This is a genomic window from Serratia sp. L9 (assembly GCF_050632285.1).
Classification (GTDB): Bacteria; Pseudomonadota; Gammaproteobacteria; order Enterobacterales; family Enterobacteriaceae; genus Chania.
Genome location: NZ_CP192591.1, coordinates 406,096 through 424,934 on the forward strand (window position 1 = coordinate 406,096; position 18,839 = coordinate 424,934).

18 protein-coding genes and 2 pseudogenes are annotated in these 18,839 nt (G+C 55.9%); all 20 read left to right on the top strand.

Annotation, left to right across the window (positions count from 1 at the left end; all coding sequences use genetic code 11):
- The first annotated feature begins 168 nt into the window (after window positions 1–168).
- The 20 genes and pseudogenes from deoC to cutC all read left to right on the top strand — a co-directional run bounded on the left by deoC (window position 169) and on the right by cutC (window position 18,809).
- Window positions 169–882, top strand: coding sequence for a deoxyribose-phosphate aldolase (gene deoC / locus ACQ86O_RS01870; protein WP_431223910.1), 714 nt, complete (start codon window positions 169–171; stop codon window positions 880–882).
- An 80-nt stretch (window positions 883–962) separates the two neighbouring features.
- The gene (locus ACQ86O_RS01875) at window positions 963–1,586 is read left to right on the top strand and encodes an FGGY family carbohydrate kinase (RefSeq protein WP_431223911.1); all 624 of its coding nucleotides are present in this window, start codon (window positions 963–965) and stop codon (window positions 1,584–1,586) included.
- Window positions 1,537–1,647: pseudogene (locus ACQ86O_RS01880) on the top strand (hypothetical protein); the annotation flags it as partial. The gene ACQ86O_RS01875 and the pseudogene ACQ86O_RS01880, both read left to right, overlap by 50 nt.
- Window positions 1,648–1,829: 182 nt before the next feature.
- Window positions 1,830–2,489 (top strand): FGGY-family carbohydrate kinase, encoded by a 660-nt coding sequence (locus ACQ86O_RS01885; RefSeq protein WP_431223912.1) that lies wholly within the window; start codon window positions 1,830–1,832, stop codon window positions 2,487–2,489.
- Window positions 2,486–3,817: an L-fucose:H+ symporter permease gene (gene fucP / locus ACQ86O_RS01890; RefSeq protein ID WP_431223913.1), complete on the top strand. Its 1,332-nt coding sequence runs from the start codon at window positions 2,486–2,488 to the stop codon at window positions 3,815–3,817. The genes ACQ86O_RS01885 and fucP overlap by 4 nt, the downstream gene beginning before the upstream one ends.
- 1 nt (window position 3,818) lies before the next feature.
- A complete protein-coding gene (locus ACQ86O_RS01895; RefSeq protein ID WP_431223914.1) occupies window positions 3,819–4,223 on the top strand; it encodes a VOC family protein in 405 nt (134 codons plus the stop codon).
- Window positions 4,224–4,401: 178 nt separating this feature from the next.
- Window positions 4,402–5,169 (top strand): DeoR/GlpR family DNA-binding transcription regulator, encoded by a 768-nt coding sequence (locus ACQ86O_RS01900; RefSeq protein ID WP_431223915.1) that lies wholly within the window; start codon window positions 4,402–4,404, stop codon window positions 5,167–5,169.
- Between the two features lie 279 nt (window positions 5,170–5,448).
- Complete coding sequence (locus ACQ86O_RS01905; protein ID WP_431223916.1) at window positions 5,449–6,216, top strand: DeoR/GlpR family DNA-binding transcription regulator; 768 nt, start codon at window positions 5,449–5,451, stop codon at window positions 6,214–6,216.
- Between the two features lie 29 nt (window positions 6,217–6,245).
- Complete coding sequence (gene denD, locus ACQ86O_RS01910; RefSeq protein WP_431223917.1) at window positions 6,246–7,208, top strand: D-erythronate dehydrogenase; 963 nt, start codon at window positions 6,246–6,248, stop codon at window positions 7,206–7,208.
- Window positions 7,208–8,595 (top strand): annotated as a pseudogene (locus tag ACQ86O_RS01915) (GntP family permease). Before denD ends, ACQ86O_RS01915 begins: the two are co-directional and overlap by 1 nt.
- A 271-nt stretch (window positions 8,596–8,866) precedes the next feature.
- Window positions 8,867–9,415: a TetR/AcrR family transcriptional regulator gene (locus tag ACQ86O_RS01920; protein ID WP_431225627.1), complete on the top strand. Its 549-nt coding sequence runs from the start codon at window positions 8,867–8,869 to the stop codon at window positions 9,413–9,415.
- Window positions 9,416–9,577: 162 nt separating this feature from the next.
- A complete protein-coding gene (locus tag ACQ86O_RS01925) occupies window positions 9,578–10,366 on the top strand; it encodes a winged helix-turn-helix domain-containing protein (protein ID WP_431223918.1) in 789 nt (262 codons plus the stop codon).
- A 3-nt stretch (window positions 10,367–10,369) separates the two neighbouring features.
- Window positions 10,370–10,891 carry a FidL-like protein gene (locus ACQ86O_RS01930; RefSeq protein ID WP_431223919.1) on the top strand — a complete coding sequence of 174 codons (522 nt, stop codon included), beginning with the start codon at window positions 10,370–10,372 and terminating at the stop codon, window positions 10,889–10,891.
- 442 nt (window positions 10,892–11,333) lie between these two features.
- Window positions 11,334–11,612 (top strand): BMC domain-containing protein, encoded by a 279-nt coding sequence (locus tag ACQ86O_RS01935; protein WP_004249182.1) that lies wholly within the window; start codon window positions 11,334–11,336, stop codon window positions 11,610–11,612.
- A gap of 24 nt (window positions 11,613–11,636) precedes the next feature.
- The gene (locus tag ACQ86O_RS01940) at window positions 11,637–11,921 is read left to right on the top strand and encodes a BMC domain-containing protein (protein WP_431223920.1); all 285 of its coding nucleotides are present in this window, start codon (window positions 11,637–11,639) and stop codon (window positions 11,919–11,921) included.
- A gap of 14 nt (window positions 11,922–11,935) precedes the next feature.
- A complete protein-coding gene (locus ACQ86O_RS01945) occupies window positions 11,936–12,214 on the top strand; it encodes a BMC domain-containing protein (protein ID WP_431223921.1) in 279 nt (92 codons plus the stop codon).
- An 86-nt stretch (window positions 12,215–12,300) separates the two neighbouring features.
- Window positions 12,301–13,899 carry an acetaldehyde dehydrogenase (acetylating) gene (locus ACQ86O_RS01950; RefSeq protein WP_431223922.1) on the top strand — a complete coding sequence of 533 codons (1,599 nt, stop codon included), beginning with the start codon at window positions 12,301–12,303 and terminating at the stop codon, window positions 13,897–13,899.
- 23 nt (window positions 13,900–13,922) lie between these two features.
- Window positions 13,923–14,180, top strand: coding sequence for a EutN/CcmL family microcompartment protein (locus tag ACQ86O_RS01955; RefSeq protein ID WP_431223923.1), 258 nt, complete (start codon window positions 13,923–13,925; stop codon window positions 14,178–14,180).
- 2 nt (window positions 14,181–14,182) lie between these two features.
- On the top strand, window positions 14,183–15,334 hold the full coding sequence (locus tag ACQ86O_RS01960; RefSeq protein WP_431223924.1) for a 1-propanol dehydrogenase PduQ: 1,152 nt from the start codon (window positions 14,183–14,185) through the stop codon (window positions 15,332–15,334).
- Between the two features lie 61 nt (window positions 15,335–15,395).
- Window positions 15,396–18,809 carry a choline trimethylamine-lyase gene (gene cutC, locus ACQ86O_RS01965; protein WP_431223925.1) on the top strand — a complete coding sequence of 1,138 codons (3,414 nt, stop codon included), beginning with the start codon at window positions 15,396–15,398 and terminating at the stop codon, window positions 18,807–18,809.
- Window positions 18,810–18,839 lie beyond the last annotated feature (30 nt).

Consider the following 18,839-nt stretch of genomic DNA (forward strand, 5'->3'; position numbering starts at 1 on the left):
GGCTATCACCGCTTGTTTCTCACCCACAAACCGCCCCCTCCCCCGCCAAAGTGAACATAAAAACTGCAAAACAGATCACATTTGCAAGCATTCACATTTTTAAACGCATATGAAACCGTATATGGTGCAAATATAAAATTAAATGAAAGTAAAAGAGAGAAATTAACAATGAATGAAACTACAAAACGCATGGCCAGGCTTATCGATCTCAGCGCTGTGCAGGCCACCAGCAATGAAGCGGATGTCCGTCACTGTGCCGAACTGGCTAGCCGCTATCGCATTATCTCTGTCCACGTCCTGCCTTGCTGGGCGCGCTTTCTCAGCACCCTGCTGCCGGAACAGGGCCGTGCCGACGTGATGATCGGCGGCCCGGTGGGCTTCCCCGGCGGTGGCCATGCCACAGACACCAAAGTGCAAGAGGTTCGCCAGTTGATTGCCGATGGCGCTCGTGAAGTGGATATGGTGGTCAACATCGGCAAGGTGCTGTCTGGCGATTACGACTATGTGCGCGAAGATCTGCGCCGCGTAGTACAAGCGGCGGCACCGGTTCCGACCAAAGTGATCCTGGAAACCCACTACCTGAATGAAGAGCAGATCCGCAAAGTATGCGATATCGCGGTAGAGGTCGGCATGGCCTGGGTGAAAACCTCCACCGGCTGGGCACCGACCGGTGCCACCCCAGAAAAAGTAGCGATCATTGCCGATCAGTTGCGTGGCCGCATCCAGATCAAAGGGGCCGGTGGCATCCGCGACCTGGATACGGTGCGGGCGCTGTATCGCCTGGGCGTGCGCCGTTTTGGTATGAGCGCTGCCGCCACCCAAAAGGTGTTGGAGCAGTTAGAGCAAGATCCAAGCCTGTTCCCGGAACTGAACGATAACTAAAAACTGATACGCGGTGCCGTTGGCGCACCAGCGTAACGCTTCTCGGGGCGGCCCTGTCGCCCCCACCAGGAGTGATAATAATGAAAGACCTACTTCTTACCCTTGATGTCGGCACCGGCAGCACCCGCGCCGGGCTGGTTATGTGCACCGGAGAGATCCTCGGCTTCGCCCAGCGCGAATACGATCAAATCACGCCGCAGGCGGGATGGGCGGAACAACCACCGTCGCTCTGGTGGCAAAGCGCCTGTGAGTGCGTGCAAGAGTTGCTGGCACGCTTCGCCGAATATCGCCCACGCATTGCTGCCGTGGGGGTTTGTGGCCAAATGCATGGCACCGTGCTGCTGGATGCCGATGGCGAGCTGGTGGTCGATCGCGCACTGCTGTGGAACGACAAACGTTCGCAGCCGCAGGTGGAGCGCTTTAAGCAACAACAGGCGCCAGAACCTTGGCTGGCGCTGTTGAACAATCCGCCCACCGCCGCCTGGCCCGCCTTCAAGTTGTGCTGGCTGCGGGAGAATCACCCCGATCTGTGGGCCAGGGTCGCCACGGTGCTGATGCCGAAAGACTATATCAACTTCCGGCTCTGCGGGGCGCGCCACCGATTACAGCGAAGCCTCCTGCTATTACCTGATGGACAGCACCCGCCAATCCTGGTCAGAAACGGCGCTCAAGCAGTTTCAATTGCGTCGCGATCAGTTGCCTGACCTGCATCTTTCCAGCGATGTGATTGGCCAGATCGATCGGGCTGCTGCTGCTGCGACGGGTTTACCGCTGGGCATCCCAGTGGTGGCCGGTGCGGCAGATATGGCCGCCACGCTGTTGGGTTCCGGGGTTTATCAGCCCGGCACCGCATCGGACAGCACCGGCACCTCCACATTATTAACCGTGGTTGCCAGGCAACCGCTGCTCGATCCCTGGATCAATAACCTGCATCTGGCCAACCCGGCTTGGGGCGGTTTTACCATTCTGGATGCCGGTGGCGATGCCATGCGCTGGGCGCGGATGGCGCTGAACGACAGCCGCCTCAGCCACCAGCAAATGCTCAGCCTGGCGGCGGAGGTGCCGCCGGGTGCCGAAGGGTTGCTGTTCCTGCCTTATCTCACCGGCGAACGTCTGGCGGAGCACACCAACTCCCGGGCGCAGTTTTTGGTTTGCAGCGCAAACATCGGCAGCAACATCTCTACCGTGCGGTGCTGGAAGGCGTCGCTCTGGCCGCTTTGCGCAACCTGCAACAGTTGCGGCGTGGTGCGCAAGAACCCGAGGCGATGATCGCTTCCGGCGGCGGCGCGCGCAGTGCGTTGTGGCTGCAAATCAAAGCCTCTGCCTACAACCTGCCGATCCTGCAAACCCGTAATCAGGAAAACGGCACCACCGGCTGCGCGATTATCGCAGGCGTCGGCGTTGGCCTGTTTGGCAGCTTTGCCCAAGGCGTCCGCCGCACCGTCAGCGTCGAACGGGAATTTTTGCCGGACCCCCGGTTGCACCAACACTACCTGCGTTGCTTTGAGCTGTTTGAGCAGCTCTATCGTCAGGCCCAACCCCTCTACGAACAGCTTGATGTTATTAGCTCGTTCTCTTTTTCTACGGATAAAGGAACACCACAATGAGCGAATCTCTGGTTAACCAACCTACTGCGGCGCAACAGGCCGCAGCGCAAAGCATCGATCGCAGTGCCTATCTCCCCGCCACGCCCTGGCTACAGCTGATGCTGGTCTGTTGCCTGTTTGCCCTATGGGGTATGGCGGGCAACCTTAACGATATCCTTATCGCCCAGTTTAAAAAGGGCTTTGACCTTACCGATACCCAGACCGCGCTGGTGCAGTCGATCTTCTTCCTCGGCTATTTCCTGGTGGCGCTGCCCGCTGCGGCGGTGATCAAACGTTACTCTTACAAAGTCGCCATTATTATTGGCCTGTGCCTGTATGCGCTCGGCTGCTTTTTGTTTATCCCCGCAGCGCAGATCATGACCTATGGCGCTTTCCTGGCCTGCCTGGGGGTGATCGCCGCCGGGCTGTCGTTCCTGGAAACCTCTGCCAACACCTATTCCAGCCTGTTAGGCCCATTGGAAACCTCCACCCAACGCATCAACTTCTCGCAAATTTTTAACTCGCTTGGGGTGATCTTTGGCGTATTGATCGGCCAACAGCTGGTGTTTGGTAAAAACGATCCTACCCACGAACAGCTACTGCAAATGCCCGCCGAGCTGGCAGAGGCGGCCCGCACCCAGATGGTGTCGCAGGTGGTTACGCCGTATCTGATCATCGGTTCGGTGCTGGTGGTGCTGGCGCTGATTTTTGTGGCAGTTAAATTCCCCGCCTGTAAAACCCAGCATTCACAGAATGCCGGGGGCAAGCCGCTCTCTCAGTCATTGCGTATCCTGCTGGCCCTGCCGCGTTTTCGCCTCGGGGTGCTTTCGCAGTTTCTGTATGTCGGTGCACAGGTGGGTTTATGGAGCTTCACCATCCGCTTTGTGCAGATGATTGAGCAAGGCACCACCGAGCATTCGGCCACCTATTGGCTGATCGCCACGTTGATTTGTTACTCGGTCGGCAAAGTCGTCACCACCGCACTGATGAAAAAATTTAACCCGGCGCTGCTGCTCGGCGTGTTCTGCTCTATTTGCGTGCTGTTGCTGCTGTTGGCGGTCAATATTCACAGCATGTTCGCCGTGGTGGCGATTATGGGCACCAACTTCTGCATGGCGCTGTGCTGGCCCACCAACTTCGGCCTGACTATCAAGGGGCTGGGGGAAGAAACACAGGTGGCGGGGTCAATTGTGGTGATGTCGATTATCGGCGGTGCGGTGGTGCCGTTGATTATGGGCATGATCTCCGACGCCAACGGCGGCAATATGCAAATCGCCTTCGCGGTACCGTTGGTCTGCTTTGTGTATGTGGCGTTCTACGGTTTCTACTGCGTGAAGAAGGGGGTCTAGCATGGCGAATCTACTCTCTGGCCTGGCGCATATTGGTTTTCGCACTGCGGATATCGAACGGGCCACCCGCTTCTATCGTTCGCTGGGGTTTACTGCCCATCAGGCGTTATCCATAGAAGACCCGCAAGGCAGCATTGAGGTACGTTTTCTGGCCCTGGGGGAACATCTGATGCTGGAGCTGTATCAGTTGCCCTGGGCGGGGCAGCAGCGCAGTGCGGCGGCTTTCGGCATCGATCATCTGGCGTTGCGGGTGAGCGATTTGGTGGCGGCTCAGCAATGGGTGGAGGAGCTAGGTTATCCGCTGACGGAAGGGCCAACGCGGCAACCCAGTGGCCGCAATGGCATGCGCTATTTTATGATTGATGGGCCCGATGGGGAGCGGGTGGAGTTTAATCAATTGTGCTAGCCGATTGCCCCTCTCCCGCTGGGAGAGGGCGTTGCTCTGGCGCCAGGATTCAAGCAAGGCATCTCCCTCAAGCATTTCGATTACAGCTTGGGATCCACAGGTTGAGAACACCACTTTTGCCAGTAACCTATGCGCGGGGTATATTAGCCGCACACCGTTCAGCAGGCAGGGAGTGAGTATGTACGCAGAGGAACGCCAGGAGAAACTTCTCAGCATTCTCAAAGAGAAGCGCAAGCTATCCGTCGGGGAAATGAGCGAACGTTTCAACGTTTCTGGTGCCACCATCCGTACCGATCTGCGCATTCTGGAAGACGCCGGAATGCTCACCCGCACCCACGGCGGTGCCATTCTGCGCACACGCGCCAGTTTTGAAATCAGTTCCGATCAGCGTGAAGAGGTGAATCTGGCCTCCAAAGAGCAGATTGGCCAACTGGCGGCCAGCCTGGTGGAGGACGGCGACATCATCGTGCTGGATACCGGCACCACCACCTTGCAGATAGCCCACCATATCCGCCAACGCCGTAATATCACGGTGATCACCAACGACTTTATGATCGCCAAAAGCCTGGAAGATGTGGATTCGATCCAGATCGTGCTGCTCGGCGGCATCGTTAAAAAAGGCTATCACTGCGCGGTGGCGATCAATGGCCGCTCGCTGCTGGATACGCTGAATATCGATAAAGCCTTTATGGGCGTCAATGCCCTTTCGCTCAAACAAGGCGCCTGCGTGGCAGACATTATGCTGGCAGAAACCAAGCGCAACATGGTGGAGCACGCCAACCAGGTGATCGTGGTCTGCGATCATACCAAGCTGGGCAACACTTCATTGGCGCAGTTCGCCACCCCGGCACAGATCGATACCATCGTGCTGGATCGCCTGCCGGAAGACGCAGCGGATTACCACGAAGCCGGGATAGCGCTGTTGAGCGTACAAGGCGAGCCATAACCTCCCAACGCGGGCTGTGCTGGCAGCCCTGCGGTTTCCTGTCACACATCACATTATTCATCACAGCCTTCTGTGACCTACCCCTGTCGGGTGAATATAAAATAACTTATTGAAAAATAATTACTTTACCTCTTAGCCAGCCACAATCCTCTCTCACGTATCTGTGATACCCATCGTTTATTTGTTAAATCAGATGATTAAATATTAATCACCATAACAAAAAATAACAGCCATTGAGCAGCTATATCGCCACCTGCCAGCTGCGGCTCAGGAGAAAAAATGATCCCATCGGAACGCAGAGATTTTATCTATCGCTACGTCCATGAATATCAGTTGGTCACTATCGTGGCTCTGGCGGAGTTGATGAGCGTTTCACATATGACCGTCCGGCGCGATATCCATCAACTGGAAGAGGAAGGTAAAGTGGTCGGCGTCAACGGCGGTGTGCGCCTGAGCGACACGTTACGCCAAGAGCTGGCCTACAAGGAAAAAGCCCAACTGCATCACCGGCAAAAGCGGGCTATCGGCAGATATGCCGCCACCATGGTCGAAGACGGCCAGGTGGTCTATCTGGACGCTGGCACCACCAGCTTCGAGATCGCCCGTAGCCTGGCAGAACGCTTCAATCTCACCGTGGTAACCAACGACTTCTCCATTATCCAGCACCTGATGAATCGCCCTCAGCTCAACCTGTTTCATACCGGCGGGCAAGTCGATCAGCGCAATTTCTCCTGCGTGGGTAGCAGTGCCGCCATGCTGCTGCGCACGCTGAATATCGATGTGGCCTTTATCAGCACCAGTTCCTGGGATCTGGAACACGGCCTTTCCACCCCTCACGAAGAGAAAGTCCTGGTGAAACAGGCTTTGCTGGAGGTCGCCCGGCGCAAAGTGCTGGTTTCCGACAGCAGCAAATACGGCAAGTACGGCATGTTTCGGGTCTGCCCACTGGCAGCACTCGACGACATTATCTGCGATACCGCCCTGCCGCCCGGCGTTCTGCAGCAGCTTAAAGAGCGCGGCGTGCGGTTACATAGCATCAACCTCTGATAACCCCCTACAAGGCAAGGAGCATAACCATGAAAATAATTATCACCGGTGGAGCCGGTTTTCTGGGCCAGCGCCTGGCAGCCGCACTGTTGCAAGAAAATGCGCTGCCCTTTGATGAGCTGGTTCTGGCGGATATTCAACAGCCCAACACGCCAGTAGCTGATCCCCGAGTGCGTTGCCTGGCGCTGGATCTCACCCAACCAGGGGCCAGCAACCGGCTTATCGATAGCGAATGCAGCGTGCTGTTTCATCTGGCCGCCATTGTCAGCAGCCATGCAGAGAGCGATTTTGATCTCGGGATGCAGGTTAACTTCGAAGCCACCCGCCAGTTGCTGGAAACGGCCCGCCAGCGGGCTCCGGCAATGAAGTTTATCTTCACCAGTTCGCTGGCGGTGTTTGGCGGCAAACTGCCACCGCTGGTCACCGATGATTGCGCCGTGTTGCCGCAATCTTCCTATGGCGCGCAAAAAGCGATGTGTGAACTGCTGATCAACGACTATGCCCGCAAAGGATTTGTCGATGGGCGTGTATTGCGCCTGCCAACCATCAGCGTGCGGCCCGGTAAACCGAATAAGGCGGCGTCGTCTTTTGCCAGCGGCATTATCCGCGAACCGCTGCATGGCCAGCCTTCGGTATGCCCGGTATCCCCCGAGCTGGCATTGTGGTTATCAAGCCCCGGCACCGTGGTCAGTAATTTTATCCACGCCGCCCGGCTTTCTGCCGCACAGTTCAGCACCTCGCGCACCGTTAATCTGCCCGGCATCAGCGTTACGGTGCGCCAGATGATGGCCGCCCTGGCCGACGTTGCCGGTGAGCAGGCCCGTGCACGGGTGAGCTTTGAACCGGATGAAACCATTAACCGTATTGTCGCCAGCTGGCCGGGTAACTTCGACATTCAGCGGGGGCTGGATTTAGGGTTCTCTGCCGATAAAAATTTCCAGCAAATCATTCGCTCCTTTATCCGCGATGACATGCCGCAGGGCGGGAGCTGATTATGGCGCTTTATACTCCGATCATTGGCCTGGCGGTGGCGGTTTTCGTGTTGGTATTTCTGGTACTGCGCACCCGGGTCCATGCGCTGATTGCCATGCTGATAGCCGCGTCCATTGCTGGCATTACCGGTGGGCTCACGGCGGTGCAAACGGTTGATACCATTACCAAAGGGTTTGGCAGCACGCTAGGCAGCATTGGGATTGTCATCGGTTTGGGGGTGATGATGGGCCGCGTGCTGGAAGTCTCCGGCGCGGCGGAACAGATCGCCTACAGCTTTATCAAATGGCTGGGGAAAAGACGTGAAGAGTGGGCTCTGGCCATCACCGGTTATATCGTCAGTATCCCGATCTTTGTCGATTCGGCCTTCGTTATCCTTTACCCGCTGGTCAAAGCGCTGGCGAAAAAGGGCCAGCGTAATCTGCTTACCTTGGGGGTAGCCCTGGCAGGTGGGCTTATCATTACCCACCACGCGGTGCCGCCAACGCCTGGCCCGTTGGGGGTTGCGGGGATCTTCGGCGTGGATATCGGTGCCATGATGATGGCCGGGTTGGTGCTGGCCATTCCCTGTGTGATCGGCATGGTGCTGTATGCGCAGTGGCTCGGCAGCCGTTACCCTGATTTTGAGCCGGAGCCCGTAGAGCAAGAGCCGGAAGATCTGCACGCCGCCCACCAACGTTATCTGGCAGAAAAAGCCGGTAAGGCGCTGCCCAGCCTGGCGTTATCCCTATTGCCTATCGTCGCCCCTATTGTGCTGATCTTTATCAATGCGGTGAACAACATGCTGGCCAAGACCGAAGGGATGGCCTGGTTAGGGAAAGCCTGTGGGGGCAGGGGTTTGCCTTTCTCGGTTCGCCGGTTATTGCACTCGCCATCAGCGTCCTGCTGGCCGTTTACACCCTGATGCCGAAGGTGGATAAACACCAAACGCTGGAACGCCTGGAAGAAGGGCTGCAAACCGCCGGGATCATCCTGCTGGTGACCGGTGCCGGGGGCGCACTGGGGGCGGTATTACGTGAGAGCGGCACCGGTACCCTGCTGGCGCAGCACGTGGCCAATCTGCCACTTTCCCCGGTATTGATCCCCTTTGTTATTGCCACGCTGGTGCGGTTGATACAAGGGTCGGGCACGGTTGCGATGATCACTGCGGCCTCGATCTCCGCCCCGATTGTCAGCCAACTGCCCGGTGTCAACATGCTCGCCGCCGCGCAGGCGGCCACCATGGGCGCGCTGTTCTTCAGCTACTTTAACGACAGCATGTTCTGGGTGGTGAACCGCATGATGGGGATCAAGGACGTCAAGCTACAGATGATGGCCTGGTCGGTGCCCACCACCCTCGCCTGGGCGATCAGCCTGGTCGGTGTGCTAATCCTCGATTGGCTCCTGTAAATGTGTTTTGCACATAACCCTCTTTCCACCAGGATAGAGGGTTATTTTAAGGCGCGGATCGTGGTTCTCCTGCTGCGCCCCAGCCGCAATTAAGCCAGTAAATACTTTCCTAATTAACTGAAAATTAAAAAGTTTGAACTGCTAGACATTATTCCGGATTGGTCAGACCTATACAGGAACGGGCTTGACCTTGATCAAAATTAACATACCGGCTGGTCGGTATGATCCGCCGCATGAACACCTACGTCCATAGAAAAAAGACCCGGAACGACTGCAGGAGCAACTGCTGGAAGCGGCCGGGATTATTGCTGCCAAAGACGGGATCGCCGCGCTGTCGTTAAACGCAGTAGCCCGGCAGGCCGGGGTCAGCAAAGGCGGGTTACTGCACCATTTCCCTGGCAGGCAGGAGCTGATCCATGCGTTGTTTATCCGCCTGCTGGCGGTGATGGATCGCGGGATCATGGCGTTAATGGCTGCCGATAGCAATCCACGCGGGCGTTTCTCCAGAGCCTACCTGATGTATCTGGCCAGCATTAATGAAACCGACACCAGCCGCCAGTTAGCCCTGCTTTCCCTGGCCATGCCGGATGAACCCGTGATGCGTAAATGCTGGCGTGACTGGGTGTTGCAGCATCTGGCCCAGGCCGACGCGCTGGATCGCAGCTATGTCGGCAACCTGGTGCGTTATGGCGCGGACGGTTTATGGCTGTCTGAATTGACCGAAGGAGTCACCATGGAGCCGCGAGAGCGGCAGGCATTGGTGACACGGCTGGCGGCAATGACCTATGAGGAGTCTTCGAATCTGTCCCAATCGGCGTAATTGTTGCCGTCAGTTTGCACAAGGACAACGTGCAATAACCGGAGCGTACACCAGGTATGTAAGGGTTATGAGCACCGCCCAGGTTCAAAATGACAAATAAAATAGCCTATTGGATAGGTTCCTGACCTTCCAGGTCCGCGGCCTGTTACACCTGGGGCGATAATGAAATATAAAATTAATGCCTTTCTTATTTATGATGCCACCGAGGGATCGCTCAAGCTGGACGACGGCGGTAAGTCAGATACCCAACTCACCATTACCGCCAATGCCTTGCTGTTTTTCATGGTCCAGAACCCCGGTGTGATCAGCCGTGATACGGTGATGCAACGGGTCTGGGACGATAACGGGCTGATGTCTTCCAACAGCAACCTCAACCAGTACCTGAGCATGCTGCGCAAGGCCTTTCGCTGCTACGACATCGAGAACGTGATCGTCACCGTGGCGCGTGGCCGGTTGGAAATCAACCCGGAGCTGCTGATAGAGGTGATCGATGACAGCGTGCTGCACCCCGTGGTGCATGCCATCGAAAGCGAACCGCCAACCGAAACACCGCCAGAAATTACGCCAACCGCCGGTAATTCTCGGGACCGCTATTGGGGTTACGCCGGTGGGGTTATCTCCCTGCTGGCAATTGGGCTGTTCGCCTGGTCCTGGAGTAACAACGGCAGCCTGAAACCCATCGCCCTCACCTCTCTGGCACAAACGCCCGTCGAAGTATTTTCCACCGACATCATGATTAACCCCAGAATGCGTGAGAATTACCTGAATAACTTTATGGCGGTAAAAGAGAAAAAGAAAATAAAGCATGGTAAGGATGAAAGATTCCTGTTCTTTTATGGCGATAAACTGCAATCTAACGGCTTAGGCCGGACATTTCTCGCGCACTGCGCCAAACATCAGGATAATGCCTTCAGTTACTGCGATAATTATTTTTATTACTCATGGAATTAGATTATGAAAACCATCGGCTGGGGGAGAGGGCTGTTTGCCGTCTCTATAATACTGCTGCTACTCTCTCTCTTTATTACCTTCAAGCATAATGCCCTCTGGCGTGACGATATTTTAAACTGTTCAACCAAAGCCATTATGCATTTTGAAGATACCGTAACCGAATCAGTTAACGTCAATATTCACTTCAGCTTTAACGATAAAGGCAAAGGCTCAATCGTGGTGGAAGGATATTCAAATTCCACGGCCGGTTGGCTTTATTTACAGCGCTACGTCACGTTTGACTATACCAGCAAGCGCGTCTCCCCCGGCACGCGTTATTATCAAATCAACCACTGGGCTGCCAGTAAATCCTCCATTGACCAATCCCCGGACGTTATTTTTGATTATTTTATGCGTGAAATGTCCGACAGCCATGACGGCCTGTTGCTGGCAATGGAAAAAATAGACCCTAACACCGCGTTGCTCAGCTCAATCAACTCCCCGCTGTTTATCTGTGCGCTTAAACCTGGCAGCCAGTTGCATTAAGCCGGTAAGCGCTGCTCGCCCTGCCCCGCACTCTGCTTTGTGATCGGCCTCTCATTCGCCCTCTGCCCCCCAGATTTCTCTCACCATGACCCAGGCAAAAATCTGCGCCACGCCACACACTTTCGCCCCCTTGGCTACCGAAAAAAACCATTTCATGCTCATAGTTTTAACAAAATGATTTCCCCATAAGTGAAATCCAAAATCGGGAATTTTCTGCCAGTAAGCCCAACTGTTATAAGATGAAATATCAGGATAAAGAAATAAATAACGGATAAATGAACGCTTATTACCAGAGTAAAAAACTAAATATATTGATATTAGTGAATTTATATTTTGCTTTTTTGCCTGGGCGGTATAGTGCCTTCAGCCGGTCGAAAACCGTGAAACCTTCACATCGAACGGCGTAACTACCTCATAAACCGGCTTTGCGGAGGAAACAAAAATGGGTGATGCATTGGGCTTAATCGAAACCAAAGGGTTGGTAGCCTGTATAGAAGCGGCTGATGCCATGTGCAAGGCGGCCAACGTAGAACTGATTGGCTATGAAAACGTCGGCTCCGGCCTGGTCACCGCGATGGTGAAAGGTGACGTGGGCGCGGTGAAAGCCGCTGTTGATTCCGGTGTGGAATCGGCACAGCGCGTCGGGGAAGTGGTGACCTCGCTGGTTATCGCGCGCCCGCACAACGACATCAACAAAATTGTGATTAAACATAAAGCTTAACGGCGCTTCTCTGGAGAACAGATCATGGGTGACGCATTAGGATTGATTGAAACCAAGGGGTTGGTGGCCTGCATTGAAGCCGCAGACGCCATGTGCAAAGCGGCCAACGTGGAGCTGATCGGCTATGAGAACGTCGGTTCTGGCCTGGTAACCGCGATGGTGAAGGGCGACGTGGGTGCCGTCAAGGCTGCGGTGGATTCCGGGGTGGAATCAGCCAAACGCGTAGGTGAAGTGGTGACCTCATTGGTGATCGCCCGCCCGCACAACGATATCCAGAAGATAATCTCTCAGTATAAAATCTCTGAATAACAAGGAATTAACTAATGAAAGATGCACTCGGATTAATCGAGACCAAAGGGTTGGTTCCTGCGATAGAAGCTGCCGATGCCATGTGTAAAGCCGCGAATATCGAGCTGATTGGCTATGAAAACGTTGGCTCCGGCCTGGTGACCGTGATGGTTAAAGGTGACGTCGGTGCGGTTAACGCAGCGGTGGAATCGGGTATTGAAGCCGCCAGCCGCATTGGCGAGGTTATTTCATCGCGGATAATAGCTCGCCCGCATAATGATATTGAAAAAATCGCCTCACAGCATAAGGCGTAATATCGGCCTGTTACCAATATTGTAGTTGGCAATAAACCCTATTGCAGCAAGCAAAAAAATAACACTCCTATTCAGGGGATAGACTAATGACCACATTAGATCCGGATTTACAATCCATTCAGCAAGCTCGCACGTTGATTAAAAATGCCAAACAGGCGCAATTGCTGTTTGCCAGATATTCTCAAGAGAAGATCGACGGCGTTATTAAGCATATTGCCAGCGCAGCGGCGCAGCATGCCGAAGAATTGGCGAAGCTGGCCCATGAAGAAACTGGTTTCGGTAATTGGCAAGACAAGGTATTAAAAAATATTTTCGCCTCAGAAAAAGTTTTTGAGCATATTAAAGATTTAAAAACCGTCGGTATTATTCGTGACGATCAACAAAATAAAGTCATGGATGTGGGTGTCCCTCTGGGGGTCATTACCGCCCTGGTACCTTCCACCAACCCCACCTCCACTATTTTTTATAAAACGCTGATTGCGCTGAAGGCCGGGAATGCCATTATTTTCTCCCCGCACCCTAATGCCCGCCAATGCAGCCAGCGCGCCATTGACATCGTCAGGCAAGCCGCCCTGCAGGCCGGAGCCCCGGCGGGTATCGTCGATGGGTTGACCGAGTTGACGCTGGAAGCCACCAAAGCCCTGATGCACAGCAAAGACGTGGCGCTGATCCTGGCGACCGGTGGCGAAGGCATGGTGCGTGCGGCCTACAGCTCCGGCACGCCAACCATCAGCGGCGGCCCCGGCAACGGCCCGGCGTTTATCGAACGCAGCGCCAATATCAAGCAGGCGGTCACCGACATCATTACCAGCAAAACCTTCGATAACGGGGTTATCTGTGCTTCTGAACAGTCGATCATCGTAGAAAAGTGCATCTACCAGGAAGTGCACCGCGAGCTGCTGGCGCAGGGCACCTACTTTATGAACGACGATGAGTCTGCCCGCCTGGCCAATATCCTGCTGCGGCCTAACGGCATGATTAATCCCGAAGTGGTGGGCAAAACCGCGATTTACCTTAGCGAACGCGCCGGGTTCAGCGTGCCGCCAACCACCCGCGTGCTGATCTCGTTGCAAAACAGCGTCTCACGCAAAAATCCTTATGCCCGCGAGAAACTCTGCCCGGTGCTGGGCCTGTATATCGAAGAAGACTGGATGAGCGCCTGCGATCGCGTGGTTGAGTTACTCACCAATGAAGGCCTGGGCCATACGCTGGTTATTCATACCCAAAACCAGCAGGTTATCCGCGAGTTTGCGCTGCAAAAACCGGTGCACCGCATCCTGATCAATACGCCCGCCGCGCTGGGTGGCATTGGCGCCACCACGAATCTTATTCCTGCGTTAACCCTCGGCTGCGGCGCGGTCGGCGGGGGATCCAGCTCCGATAACGTCGGCCCGATGAACCTGCTGAATATCCGCAAGGTCGGCTATGGCGTCCGCAGTATCGATGACCTGCGCCAACCGCAGTCGGCACAGCAATGCACTGCTCAGCCCAGCCATAGTGCCAGCATCTTCGAAGATCACCGCTTCGCGGCTGCGCCGTCTGCCCCTGCGGTCAACCTGTACGCCCAGGGCGACGATCGCTTCGCTGCCGTCACCCATGCCGTGGTTAACGCCGCAGCCAATGACATCACCGAAGAGAACGTCGAGCAGATCATTAAACAAGTACTTGGGCGCCTGTCCCGGTAACACATCAACAATGGGTGATAACCATGATCTTGGCAAAGGTAACTGGGCATGTAGTGGCCACACAGAAAAGTGATGAGCTGCGGGGCAGCAACCTGCTGCTGGTCACGGCATTGGGTGACGATCTGCAGGCTATCAAGGATCGCACCTACGTCGCCGTCGACAGCGTCGGCGCAGGTGAAAACGATCTGGTACTGGTTGAAGAGTATTTCGCACTGAGCAAAGACCGTTACAAGGCCATGTCGATAGTTGCCATTGTCGAGAAGGTTCACCGGGAGCGTTAAGCATGAATGAGTTTCTGATTAAGCCAAAAATCTACTTCGGTGAGGACGCGCTGCTCGCCCTGAAAGGTCTGCCCGGGCGCTCGGCGTTCCTGGTGACCGACCAGGCGATGGTGAAATTTGGCTTTGCCGGGCAGGTGACCAGCCTGCTCCATCAGCAACAGATCCCTTGCCGTCAGTATGACGAAGTGGCCAGCGATCCGGATATCGCCGCCATCGTCAGCGGTATGAAGCTGATGGATGACGACTACCCGGATCTGGTGATTGCCCTGGGCGGTGGCTCGGTTATTGATGCCGCCAAGGCGGTGATGTATGCGCTGTGGCATTGCCGTAAAGACAGTGGCCGCAGCAAACCCTGCTTTGTCGCCATCCCGACCACCAGCGGCACCGGTTCCGAAGTCACCAGCTTTTCGGTGATCAAATCCCGCAGCGAAAAGCTGGTACTGGTAGACGAGTTCATGCTGCCGGACGTCGCCATCCTCGATCCGCAACTGGTGAAATCGGTCCCGGCCAGCATCACCGCCGACACCGGTATGGACGTGTTGTGCCACGCCCTGGAGGCCTATGTCTCCCGCAGCGCCAGCGACTTTAGCGATGCTATGGCAGAAAAAGTGGTGCAGCTCGTCTTCAGCCATCTGCTCACCTGCTACCAGCACGGCGGCAATCTGCCAGCCCGGGAAAAAATGCACAACGCTTCGTGCATGGCGGGCATGGCGTTTACCAATGCCTCTTTAGGCATCACCCACAGCCTGGCCCACGCCCTCGGCGGCATGTTTGGTTTGCCCCACGGCCGGGCCAATGCGCTGCTAATGGCTCAGGTGGTGGCGTTCAATGCCGATGTTGATGGCAACTGCGACACCCCGGCCGCTCACAAATATAGCGCCCTGGCACGGCTGCTGGGGCTGCCAAGCGATTCACCACGCGTTGGCGTCAACAGCCTGCTGGTAGCCATCGATACGCTGAAACAGGAAATGAAGCTGCCAGCCAATCTGCAAGCCGCAGGAGTGGACGAACACCGCTTCCAGGTTTGCCTGGGCGAGTTAGCCAACCAGGCGCTGCGCGATAGCTGCACGCCAACCAACCCGCGTGAAGTTAGCGCGGCAGATCTGGAGAGGCTGTTGCGCCGAGCTTACAGCGGCCCAACGCTCAATAACTAATATGCCCGTCGTCTTTCAAGCGGCTGCGTGAAGGACGAAGGATTTCAGGAGAGATTTGAACATGGCCCAATATTTACTGACGCCACGCGTAAAAATGCTGGCAGAAAGACTCTTATCCCAAAACAGCACCATCAGCACCGAACGTGCCACCATTCTGGAAACGCTGGGTAACGATGTGGCCGGTATGCCGCAGCAGGTCAAGAGTGCCAAGCTGTTCAATGAGCTGGTCAAGCAACTGCCCGGTTATATCGGCCCCGACGAGCTGATTATCGGTAGCCAATCCTCCACCCCGCGCGCCGCTATCTTCCACAGCGAAAGCGAGCTGCGTAGTCCTTCTGCCTTCACGCCTTTGGGCCAGGCCTCGCCGGATTATCTGGCGGTGATCACCAAAGGGCTGCTGGCCATTGAGGCCGAAATGGAAGACCGCGCCCGCAGCATCGGCAGCGCGGTGAGCCGTTCCGGACTGGATGAAGTCAACCAGTGCCGCGCCATGATTTATGCCTGCAACGCCGCGATGCATCTGGCACAGAAGCTGGCCAGCAAAGCGGAAAACATGGCGGCAACGGAAAGCCACCCGTATCGCAAGGCAGAGCTGCAGGAAGCGGCCGTGATGCTGAAGAAGGTCCCGGCCTACGGTGCCAGCAATTTTAAAGAAGCCTGCCAGTCGTTCTACTTCTTCCAACTGGCGCTGCATCTGGAAAACGGCAGCTACGCGGTCTGTCCGGGCGGCTTCGACAAGGCACTGTACAGCGTCTACCAGCGCGATATTACTCAAGGTGTACTGACGCCGGAGCAGGCTTACGAGATTGTCGAATGCCTGTGGCTGAAACTGTGTGAACTTTCTGAAGTGCGCGCCCCTTGTGAGCTGGACGGTTACCCGATGTTCGACGCCCTGCTGCACGGTACCCGCATCGATGACCCGGCATTGGTGATTAACGAGCTTTCCGCCCTGCTGCTGGCAGCGCGTAACAATCTTGCGGCGCTCAACTTGCAGGTGAAACTGTTTACCGGCCAAGCCGCTGCCCGCCCGCAATACAGCGCCCCTTCGGCCCCGTTTGCCGCTGCCGCGCCGCAAGACGTTGCCACGCATAAACTGATGGAAGGGCTGACACCACGCCTGCAACGCCTGCGCGACAACTACCTGGATGCACGCCCAAGTGTCTCTATTTATCGCGCGATTACTTTTACCGAAGTGGCCAGAAACAACCCTGGCTTGCCAACTATTCTGCTGCGGGCCAAGTCTTTCCGCGCTGCCTGCGAAACCGCGCCGATCCTTATTCAGACAGATGAGCTGATCGTCGGCCACCCCTGCGGCAAACCGCGTGCCGGGGCGTTCTCACCGGATATCGCCTGGCGTTGGGTGCAGGATGAGCTGGAAACCATGGGCACCCGCCCACAGGATCCGTTCGTTATCTCCGAAGCCGACAAGAAAGTGATCCGCGAAGAGATCGTGCCATTCTGGGAAGGCCGCTCGCTGGATGAGATCTGCGAAGCGCAGTACCGTGAAGCCGGTGTCTGGGCGTTCAGCGGTGAGACCTTTGTCAGTGACCTCTCCTACCACCAGATTAACGGCGGTGGTGATACCTGCCCTGGTTACGACATTCTGCTGTTCACCAAAGGCATGAACGGTATCAAGGCCGATGCCCAGCAGCACCTCGCGGCGCTGAGCATGGAAAACCCGGAAGACATCGACAGGATTTACTTCTACAAGGCCGCCATCGAAACCTGCGAAGGGGTGGTTGCTTACGCTAAACGCATTGCCGAAAAGGCCCGTGAGCTTGCGGCTCAGGAGCAGGATCCAGCGCGCCGTGCCGAGTTGCTGACCATTGCAGAAACCAACGAGAACGTGCCTGCCAACCCACCGAAAACCTTGCAGGAAGCGTTGCAAAGTATCTGGACGGTGGAATCGCTGTTTGAGGTGGAAGAGAACCAGACCGGGCTTTCGCTGGGCCGTCTGGATCAATACTGCTACCCGATGTATCAGGCAGATATCGCCTCTGGCCGCCTGACGCAGGAACAGGCGCTGGAGCTGCTGGAAGCCTTTATCATCAAGTGTGCCGAACTGATGTGGATGTCCAGCGAGCTGGGCGCCAAATACTTCGCCGGATATCAGCCATTTATCAACCTGACCATCGGTGGGCAAAAGCGCAGTGGCGGCGATGCCTGTAACGATCTGACCTATCTGATCATGGACGCCGTGCGCTTTATCAAAGTGTATCAGCCTTCGCTGGCCTGCCGTATCCATAACCAGTCGCCGCAAAAATACATGGAGAAAATCGTCGATGTGGTGAAAGCCGGTATGGGCTTCCCGGCCTGCCACTTTGACGATTCGCACATCAAAATGATGCTGCGCAAGGGCTTTGATTTTGAAGATGCCCGCGACTATTGCCTGATGGGCTGCGTGGAACCACAAAAATCTGGCCGCATCTATCAGTGGACCTCCACCGGCTACACCCAATGGCCGATTGCCATCGAATTTGTGCTTAACCGTGGCCGCATGGTGCTGTTCGATAGCCATCAGGGGCTGGATACCGGCGAGCTGAGCAGCCTGAAAACCTATGAAGACTTCGATAATGCGGTAAAGGCGCAGATTGCGCATATCGTCAAATTGTCGGCCATCGGCACCGTGATCAGCCAGCGGGTACACCGCGACGTGGCCCCAAAACCGCTGATGTCGCTGCTGGTAGAAGGCTGCATGGAGCAAGGCAAAGATGTGGCCGCCGGAGGGGCAGTGATCAATCACGGCCCTGGGCTTATCTTCTCGGGTCTGGCGACCTACGTTGACTCGATGGCGGCCATCCGCAAGCTGGTGTATCAGGACGGCAAATACACCCTTGAGCAGATCCGTGATGCGCTGCTGGCCAACTTTGAAGGCTTTGAACAACTGCGGCGCGATTGCCTGAACGCGCCGAAGTACGGCAACGACGACGACACCGTGGATCAGTACGCGCTGGACATCACCGAGTGGACCGAACGCGAATGCCGTAAATACAAGATGCTCTACTCCACGCTGAGCCACGGCACCCTGTCAATCTCCAACAACACGCCGATCGGTGAACTGACGGCGGCTACGCCAAATGGTCGCCTGGCCTGGATGCCGCTTTCTGACGGTATCAGCCCGACTCAGGGGGCAGACAAACAGGGCCCGACCGCCATTATCAAGTCAGTCAGTAAGATGAACGTGGAAACCATGAATATCGGCATGGTGCACAATTTCAAGTTCCTCAAAGGGCTGCTCGACACCCCGGAAGGCAAGAATGGGCTGATCACCCTGCTGCGCACCGCCTCCATTCTGGGCAACGGCCAGATGCAGTTCAGCTATGTGGATAACGAAGTGCTGAAGCAGGCCCAGCTCGAGCCGGAAAAATACCGTGACCTGATCGTCCGCGTGGCCGGGTATAGCGCCTACTTCGTTGAGCTCTGCAAAGAAGTTCAGGATGAAATTATCAGCCGCACGGTTATCGAGAAATTCTGACGTTAACCCGGGATACCCGTCGTCTTTCAA

What these genes read in the sequence shown, in the direction of transcription:
- deoC (WP_431223910.1), top strand. Translation starts at nt 169, where the DNA reads ATGAATGAAACTACAAAACGCATGGCCAGGCTTATCGATCTCAGCGCT.
- ACQ86O_RS01875 (WP_431223911.1), top strand. Translation starts at nt 963, where the DNA reads ATGAAAGACCTACTTCTTACCCTTGATGTCGGCACCGGCAGCACCCGC.
- fucP (WP_431223913.1), top strand. Translation starts at nt 2,486, where the DNA reads ATGAGCGAATCTCTGGTTAACCAACCTACTGCGGCGCAACAGGCCGCA.
- ACQ86O_RS01895 (WP_431223914.1), top strand. Translation starts at nt 3,819, where the DNA reads ATGGCGAATCTACTCTCTGGCCTGGCGCATATTGGTTTTCGCACTGCG.
- ACQ86O_RS01900 (WP_431223915.1), top strand. Translation starts at nt 4,402, where the DNA reads ATGTACGCAGAGGAACGCCAGGAGAAACTTCTCAGCATTCTCAAAGAG.
- ACQ86O_RS01905 (WP_431223916.1), top strand. Translation starts at nt 5,449, where the DNA reads ATGATCCCATCGGAACGCAGAGATTTTATCTATCGCTACGTCCATGAA.
- denD (WP_431223917.1), top strand. Translation starts at nt 6,246, where the DNA reads ATGAAAATAATTATCACCGGTGGAGCCGGTTTTCTGGGCCAGCGCCTG.
- ACQ86O_RS01925 (WP_431223918.1), top strand. Translation starts at nt 9,578, where the DNA reads ATGAAATATAAAATTAATGCCTTTCTTATTTATGATGCCACCGAGGGA.
- ACQ86O_RS01930 (WP_431223919.1), top strand. Translation starts at nt 10,370, where the DNA reads ATGAAAACCATCGGCTGGGGGAGAGGGCTGTTTGCCGTCTCTATAATA.
- ACQ86O_RS01935 (WP_004249182.1), top strand. Translation starts at nt 11,334, where the DNA reads ATGGGTGATGCATTGGGCTTAATCGAAACCAAAGGGTTGGTAGCCTGT.
- ACQ86O_RS01940 (WP_431223920.1), top strand. Translation starts at nt 11,637, where the DNA reads ATGGGTGACGCATTAGGATTGATTGAAACCAAGGGGTTGGTGGCCTGC.
- ACQ86O_RS01945 (WP_431223921.1), top strand. Translation starts at nt 11,936, where the DNA reads ATGAAAGATGCACTCGGATTAATCGAGACCAAAGGGTTGGTTCCTGCG.
- ACQ86O_RS01950 (WP_431223922.1), top strand. Translation starts at nt 12,301, where the DNA reads ATGACCACATTAGATCCGGATTTACAATCCATTCAGCAAGCTCGCACG.
- ACQ86O_RS01955 (WP_431223923.1), top strand. Translation starts at nt 13,923, where the DNA reads ATGATCTTGGCAAAGGTAACTGGGCATGTAGTGGCCACACAGAAAAGT.
- ACQ86O_RS01960 (WP_431223924.1), top strand. Translation starts at nt 14,183, where the DNA reads ATGAATGAGTTTCTGATTAAGCCAAAAATCTACTTCGGTGAGGACGCG.
- cutC (WP_431223925.1), top strand. Translation starts at nt 15,396, where the DNA reads ATGGCCCAATATTTACTGACGCCACGCGTAAAAATGCTGGCAGAAAGA.